This window comes from Candidatus Frankia alpina, from assembly GCF_902806485.1.
GTDB classification, from domain to species: domain Bacteria; phylum Actinomycetota; class Actinomycetes; order Frankiales; family Frankiaceae; genus Frankia; species Frankia alpina.
This window is the reverse complement of sequence record NZ_CADCWT010000039.1, coordinates 21,214-27,923: the sequence shown is the minus strand read 5'-3', so window position 1 is coordinate 27,923 and position 6,710 is coordinate 21,214. Positions and strand designations below refer to the sequence as shown.

The following is a 6,710-nucleotide window of genomic DNA, read 5'->3' as shown; positions in this document are numbered from 1 at the left end:
ACATTGATGTCACGCAAAGCGACGAAACGTTACCGGGAAAGGCTCACTCTCCATCTGACGACCGCCAGGGCCACCTCCCGCCCCGGTGAGTTCGCCTCGGTACCTGCCGCGCTGCCGGCCATTCCCTTCCCCCAAGTTTGACTGATCGATCTTGATCGCAAGGATTCTTTCGACTCATGTCCCCGAGCTTTTCTGCTGCGGTGGTCCTGCTGCGGTGGCTCCGCAGGTGGCACCTCCGCCGCTCCGTCACCGTCCTTCCTTCTCTGGTTCGGCACCGGATGGCGCTGCCCGCAGCCGCTCGGCTGCTTCGAGAAACTGCAGCCAGCCGCTGAACGGGATGCGCAGGCCGTTCAGGTCGTCGATGAATCCATGCACCGGCTCGACGCCGTAAATGATCTCGACCTGCCACCGCTGGATCTCTCGGTCGGATGACATGGCCTCGACGATGATTCCGATGGCCGGCGCGCGCACTACGGTGGCGACCGAAGGGTTTTCGCACCAGCGAGCAGGCCCAACCGTAGGCTGTGGTACTACGGAATCACCCAGCCGGAGGCTCGCCGTCTCCGGCTGTCGCAGTTCTGCCCGCGGCGCCTCCCTGCGCTCCCGGCAGGGCGGTGTGGTAGGGGGAAGGCTAGGGCGACGTGAGTGGTCTGGTTGAACGTGACGGCGAGTTGAATCGTGTCGAGGAGGTCGTTGCCGCGGCGGTGGCAGGCCACGGGACGACGCTGCTTGTGGAAGGCGCGGCCGGAATCGGTAAGACCGTGTTGCTGGCAGCCGCCCGGGACCACGCGGGCAGTCGCGGCGTGCGGGTGCTGTCGGCGACCGGCGCCGAGCTGGAACGGGAGTATGCGTTCGGCATTGTCCGCCAGCTTCTCGAACCCGTCTGGCGGCGGGCCGACCGCACACAGCGCGCGGAGCTGTTCGAGGGCGCGGCAGCGCTGGCCGAGCCGGTTCTGGTGGAACACACGGACGGCACCGGTGGAACACTGGGCAGCATCCTGCACGGTCTGTTCTGGGTCTGCGCCAACCTGGCCGACCGTGGTCCGCTCCTGCTGACCATCGACGACGTGCACTGGGCGGACGATGCCTCGCTGCGCTTCATCGCCTACCTGGCCCGGCGCACGACCGATCTGCCCGTGCTGCTCCTGCTCGCAGCCAGCCCTGTCAGCAGCGTCGGTTCCGACCTGGTCGCCAGCACGCTGGCTGGTCTGCGGCTGGAGAACCCTCAGACCGAACGTGCTCAGCATCGACGCTGTGGGCGAGCTCGTCCGCACGCGGTTGTCGCCGGACGCCGACGACGAGTTCTGCCGGGCGTGCGCCCACGCCAGCGGCGGAAACCCGTTCCTGCTTGCCGAGGCCATCCTTGCCCTGCGGGCCGACAAGGTCCGGCCGGTGGCGGCTGCGACCGGCCGGCTCGATGCGCTGCGGGCCGACAACGTCTCGCGTGCCCTGCTGGTCTGGCTGGTCCGGCTGGCCCGGCTCGGCCCGGATGCGACGCTCTGACACGCCGCGAGCCTCGCCGACCTCTCCGAGACCCGCGCGGCGCTCGCGATCGACACGCTGATCGACGAGGGAATTCTCGCTGCTGGCCAGCCGCTGACCGTCACGCTTCCCCTCATCCGGACCGCCATCTACCTGGACACGGACAGCACCCAACGCGGCCTCGCGCACAAGCGGGCCGTGTGGCTGCTGCAGGCTGGCAACGCGCCGGCCGAACGGCTCGGCACGCACCTGCTCAACTGCGAGCCCGTCAACGATCAGTGGGTCGTCGCCGGGCTACGCGCGGCCGCGTCCGAAGCCCTGACCCGCGGCGCTCCCGAACCGGCCACCGTCCTGCTGGAACGAGCGCTCACCGAACCACCCACCGCGCAGGCGCGCAGCGGGTTACTGCTGGAAGCCGGTCTGGCCCTGGGGATGGCAAACCGGCCCGACCGGGCGGCGACGGTGATGCGCGAGGCACTCGACCTGACCACCGGCCCCTCCGCTCAGGCCGAGATCGCGCTGAGTCTCGGCGCTCTGATGACGATGCTCGGCCGGGGCGACGAAGCCGTGGCGATCCTGGAACGAGTCCGCTCGAGTGGATCTCGCGACGATCCCGACCTGTCGCGTCGTCTGCTCGCCGGAATCGCCCTCGCCGATCTGCTCGCGGGCCAGCCGGTCGAGTCCTGGCTTGACCGGCTCGACCGGCTCACCTCCCGCGCGAGCGCAGGCGAAACGGAGCAGCGGGTGGCCCGGGCGACAACGGAGGAGCGGGTGGCCCGGGCGACAGTCGCCTTCGCCGCGGCCGCCGTCGCCGACCGCACCGCGGCGCAGGTGGCGCAGCTGGCAGGGCAGGCCGCTACCGGTCCGCTACCCGCTGGCCGACAGCACGCCCGCGACCGGTTCATCATCGTGAGCTTCGCCGGCCCCGCGTTGGCCATCGCCGACCGTCTCGACCTGGCGTTGGCGCTGTTCGCCGCCGGTATCGAGGCCGCGCAGCGCGACGGCGACGCGGCCGAGTCCGCCTACCTGTCGATCCTGCGTTCCCACACCACGCTGTACGCGGGCCGCCTGCTTGATGCCGAAGCCGACGCGCGCATCGCCCTGGACATCCACACCGACCACGACGGGCAGACCCCGCTCGCCGTCGCGGTACTGATCGACGCACTCGTCGACAAAGGCGCGATCGACGACGCGCAGGCCCTGCTGACCTCCCGCCAGCTGGACGGACCGGTCCCGCTGAACATGCTCACGGCACACTTCTTCCACGTTGCCCGTGGACGGCTACGCCTGCGTCAACACCGCCCCCAGGACGCTCTCACGGACCTGCGCAGCTGCGGGGACTCCCTGACCACGTCCGGCTACACGAATCCGGGCTTTGCCCACTGGCGAGCAGAAGCGGCCCTGGCGCACCACGCCCTCGGCCACCACGACCACGCCCGCAGGCTCGCCGACGAAGAGCTTGAGCGCAGCCGGCACTTCGGCGCCGCTCGCGCGCTCGGTATCGCCCTGCGAGTCGCCGGCCTCGTCGCCGACGATCGCCCCCTGATGCTGCAACGGCTCCGCGAATCCGTCACGGTGCTGGAATCCTCGCCGGCCCAGCTGGAGCGGGCCCGCTCCCAGATCGCCTACGGTGCCGCGCTGCGGCGCGCCCATGCCCGCGGAGAAGCCGAGGATCAGCTACGCCACGGACTGGACCTCGCCACCCGCTGCTGCGCGCAACCGCTGGTCACGCAGGCACGCCACGAGCTGCTCGCCCTGGGGATCCGTACCCGCAGGACCGCCGTGAGCGGACCGGCATCGCTGACCGGCGGCGAACGCCAGGTCGCCCTGCTCGCCATCGAAGGCAGGACCAATCGCGAGATCGCACAGGCCCTGTTCGTCACCACCCGCGACGTGGAACAGCACCTCACCAAGACCTACCGCAAGCTGCACATCACCTCCCGCCACGCCCTGCGAGAAGCACTCGCAGCCGACGGTTCCCTGACAGCGGTGCGGCGTACGGACGACTGAACGCCGCACCGCGTTGCGCTGAACCCTGCTGCCTACGCAACACCGACGCGGTGGGCACACTTAGGCTTGTGCAGGGCGACCCGCGAGGACCCATTTCCGTGAGGACCCATGTCAGTCATGTCAAGTACAGCCCCTCGTGCCACGTCGGGGCGAGGTGTGGAGACGGGCAGGAGTGGTTCGTGGTGGCCGATGGCGAGCAGCGGCCGTTTCGAGTTCGCTTCGGCTGGGGCGGTGAGGACCTGGCTGTGCTCGCGCCGGTCAGCGACACCGTCGTGATCGTCGACGTTCTGCGGTTCACCACCGCGGTCAGCGTCGCCGTCACCCGCGGCGCGCAGGTGCTGCCCTTTCCCTGGCGCAATGCCACCGCCGCACCGTTCGCCGCGCGGCACGGGGCGGTTCTCGCCGGCCTGCGCGAAGATCCGAGCACACCCTGGTCCCTGTCACCCACCGACCTCGCCGGCATCCCCGCCGGAACCCGGCTCGTGCTGCCCTCGCCCAACGGCGCCACCCTGTCGGCCGCGGCCGCCGACCTCGGCGCGACCCTGATCGCCGGCTGTCTGCGTAACGCCGCCGCGGTGGGCACGCTGCTCGCCGGCGAAGTCGCCGCCGGCCGGGCCGTCGCGGTGATCGCCGCGGGGGAGCGGTGGCCCGCCCCGTCGGGACACGCGCATGCCGGTCCGCTGCGCCCCGCCGTCGAGGATCTCCTCGGCGCCGGCGCGATCATCGCCCGTGCCGTCGACGCCGGCACCCTGCCTCGGGCGCAGATCTCCCCGGAGGCCCGCGCGGCCATGGCCGCCTTCCGCGCGGCCGCCCCCGACCTGCACGACGACCTGCGCGCATCGTCCTCCGGACGGGAGCTGCTGGGCCTGGGCACGTCGCTGCCGCCGCCCAGCTCGACGCCGACGCGAACGTGCCCGTGCTGCGCGGCGGCGCGTTCACGGCTCTCCGTCCCCGGACCGGTTGACCGGTTGCCCCTGACACGGTGTCAGGCCGTACACCGGTAAGCGTCATGTTCGCCATCGGAGACTTCGCCCGCCGCGGGCTCGTGTCGGTCCGAATGCTGCGTCACTACGACGCGATCGGACTGCTGCGGCCCGCCCGGGTCGACCCGGCCAGCGGCTACCGCTTCTACGACGCCGGCCAGCTCGCCCGACTCAACCGGATCGTCGCCCTCAAAGACCTCGGCTTCACCCTCGCGCAGGTGCGCGCCCTCGTCGACGAGCAGGTCAGCGTCGACGAGCTGCGCGGCATGCTGAGGCTGCGCCGAGCGGAACTCGCGGCGACGATCGCGGCCGACACCGCCCGGCTGGCCCGGGTGCAGGCGAGGCTCCGCGCCATCGAAAACGAGGGACACATGCCCACCGACAACGTTGTGATCAAGCCCGTCGCCGCCGTGCGGGTCGCGGAGCTGGTCGCCACCGCCGCCAGCTACGCCCCCGAGGACATCACCCCGGTCCTCACGCCCCTGTTCGCCGACCTGATCGACCGGCTGGCCCGCGCCGGCCTGACCCCGACCGGCCCCGCCCTCGCCTACTACACCGATGCCGCCCACGGCGACGCCGTGATCAGTGTTCATGCCGCGCGGCCGGTCGCGGCCGAACCCGACGCCGGCCACGACGTCGCGATCGTGGACCTCCCTGCGATCCCCGCCGCGGCCACCCTCCTGCACCGCGGGTCCGTGAACGAGATCGTCGCCACCGGCCAGACCCTGGCCCGCTGGATCGACTCCCACGGCCACCGCGCCGTCGGCTACGCCCGCGAGCTGTACCTGTCCTGCCCCCCGGACGCCCCTGAGCTGTGGGTCACCGAACTCCAGGAGCCGATCACGACGTCCTGCCCCTCCCTTCGACCGTCCGCAGGTGCGCGCGGCCGGATCGGCAGCGACCGGCCGATCCGAGCACCTCTCCGAGACGACTGGCGCGATCATTGGCGTAGCGCCGGTGTGCGGGCGCACGGTGGCCTGATGACAACGGCGGAGCGGTATCGAAGGTTCGCGGCGCGTGAGGCGCGTGGACAGTCCCCGACGTATGAGGCGCTGGCCCTGGCAGTCGCGGCGGACGCACGGGTGCTGCGACTGTTGGAGGGACTGCCGGCGGAGAAACGGCAGCCAAACCTGCTGTTCGCCGCAGCTCGGTACCTCGGCGCGCCGGCCACCCGCCCGGGCGGCTTCCTGACCTGGGTCGTCCGGAGCTGGGCCGTCCGGAGCTGGTCGGTCGTGTCCTCGGTCTCGACGCGCGGCCACTTCTGGTCACCGTCCTCCTTCGCCGGCTCGATCGGCTCAGGCCGGATAGTTCCCGGCTTCGAGGTCGTCGAGCAGGCTCGGCCGGGTGGGCTGCCAGCCGAACCGTTCCCGGGTCAGCGTGCTCGAGGCGGGCTGGTCGACGCCGAAGATGCCGCCGAGGAATCCGAAGGTCTCCGCCGGGACGGCAGCCGTGGGCAGGCCGAGCTGGCGGCCGATGGCCTCGGCGATGGCCCGCATCGTGTCGCCCTCGTCGGCGACGGCGTGAACCACCGTGCCGGGGGTGGCGTGTTCCAGGGCCAGCCGGAAGAGTCGGGCGGCGTCGAGGCGGTGCATGGCGGGCCAGCGCTGGGTGCCATCACCGACGTAGCCGGCGACGCCGGTGCGCCGGGCTGCCTCGATGAGCAGCGAGGCGAAGCCATACGGTCCGCCCCGGGCGTGGACCGACCGGGGGAGGCGGACGACCGCGGAGCGGACGTCCCTGGTGGCCAGGTCGAGGACCGTCTGGGCGTTGCGGCCGCGGCCGCCGATCGGCCCGTCGGTCGGCATCGGGTCGTGTTCGGTCGCGGAGCGCCCGGGTACGGCGGGTGTGCCGGAGGCGATGACCAGCGCCTTGCCGCTGCCTTCGAGCGCGGCGCCGAAGGTCTCGACGGCGCGGGTCTCGGCGGCGACCGAGTTCGCGAAGTCGGTGAAGTCGTTGGTGAAGGCGAGGTGGATGGCACCGTCGGACTCGGCGGCGCCGGCGCGCAGGCTGTCGGGGTCGTCGAGGTCGCCGCGCAGCACGGCGGCGCCGGCGGCGGTGATGGCCCACGCCGAGGCGTCGGAGCGCGCCAGGCCGAGGACCTCGTGGCCCGCGGCGAGGAGTTCGGGGACGACCACGGAGCCGATCCCGCCGCTGGCACCGGTGACGAAGACGCGCATGACTGACTCCTACAAGTGATGGGACACAAGTCCCATCAGTACAATCGGGCGGTGCCAC

Annotated in this window: 5 protein-coding genes and 2 pseudogenes; 5 read left to right on the top strand and 2 right to left on the bottom strand. The window is 71.7% G+C overall.

The window, feature by feature from the left end; genetic code table 11:
* Window positions 1–246: 246 nt before the first annotated feature.
* Complete coding sequence (locus G6R25_RS07165) at window positions 247–471, bottom strand: hypothetical protein (protein ID WP_163552340.1); 225 nt, start codon at window positions 469–471, stop codon at window positions 247–249.
* A 170-nt stretch (window positions 472–641) separates the two neighbouring features.
* Here G6R25_RS07165 and G6R25_RS30195 point away from each other — a divergent pair.
* The 5 genes and pseudogenes from G6R25_RS30195 to G6R25_RS07145 form a co-directional block, all read left to right on the top strand.
* Window positions 642–1,085: pseudogene (locus tag G6R25_RS30195) on the top strand (ATP-binding protein); the annotation flags it as partial.
* A gap of 151 nt (window positions 1,086–1,236) precedes the next feature.
* Window positions 1,237–1,503, top strand: a complete 267-nt coding sequence (locus tag G6R25_RS25045) for a hypothetical protein (RefSeq protein ID WP_205446941.1) — start codon at window positions 1,237–1,239, stop codon at window positions 1,501–1,503.
* Window positions 1,504–1,680: 177 nt separating this feature from the next.
* Window positions 1,681–3,492, top strand: coding sequence for a helix-turn-helix transcriptional regulator (locus tag G6R25_RS07155; RefSeq protein WP_163552339.1), 1,812 nt, complete (start codon window positions 1,681–1,683; stop codon window positions 3,490–3,492).
* A gap of 179 nt (window positions 3,493–3,671) precedes the next feature.
* On the top strand, window positions 3,672–4,496 hold the full coding sequence (locus tag G6R25_RS07150; RefSeq protein WP_336500824.1) for a 2-phosphosulfolactate phosphatase: 825 nt from the start codon (window positions 3,672–3,674) through the stop codon (window positions 4,494–4,496).
* Window positions 4,497–4,501: 5 nt separating this feature from the next.
* Window positions 4,502–5,623, top strand: a pseudogene (locus tag G6R25_RS07145) (MerR family transcriptional regulator); the annotation flags it as partial.
* A 147-nt stretch (window positions 5,624–5,770) separates the two neighbouring features.
* Here G6R25_RS07145 and G6R25_RS07135 read toward each other — a convergent pair.
* Window positions 5,771–6,652, bottom strand: coding sequence for an SDR family oxidoreductase (locus G6R25_RS07135; protein ID WP_163552344.1), 882 nt, complete (start codon window positions 6,650–6,652; stop codon window positions 5,771–5,773).
* Window positions 6,653–6,710 lie beyond the last annotated feature (58 nt).

Bases quoted from the DNA above. Each gene is read 5' to 3' on its own strand.
- G6R25_RS07135 (WP_163552344.1), bottom strand. From the start codon at position 6,652: ATGCGCGTCTTCGTCACCGGTGCCAGCGGCGGGATCGGCTCCGTGGTC.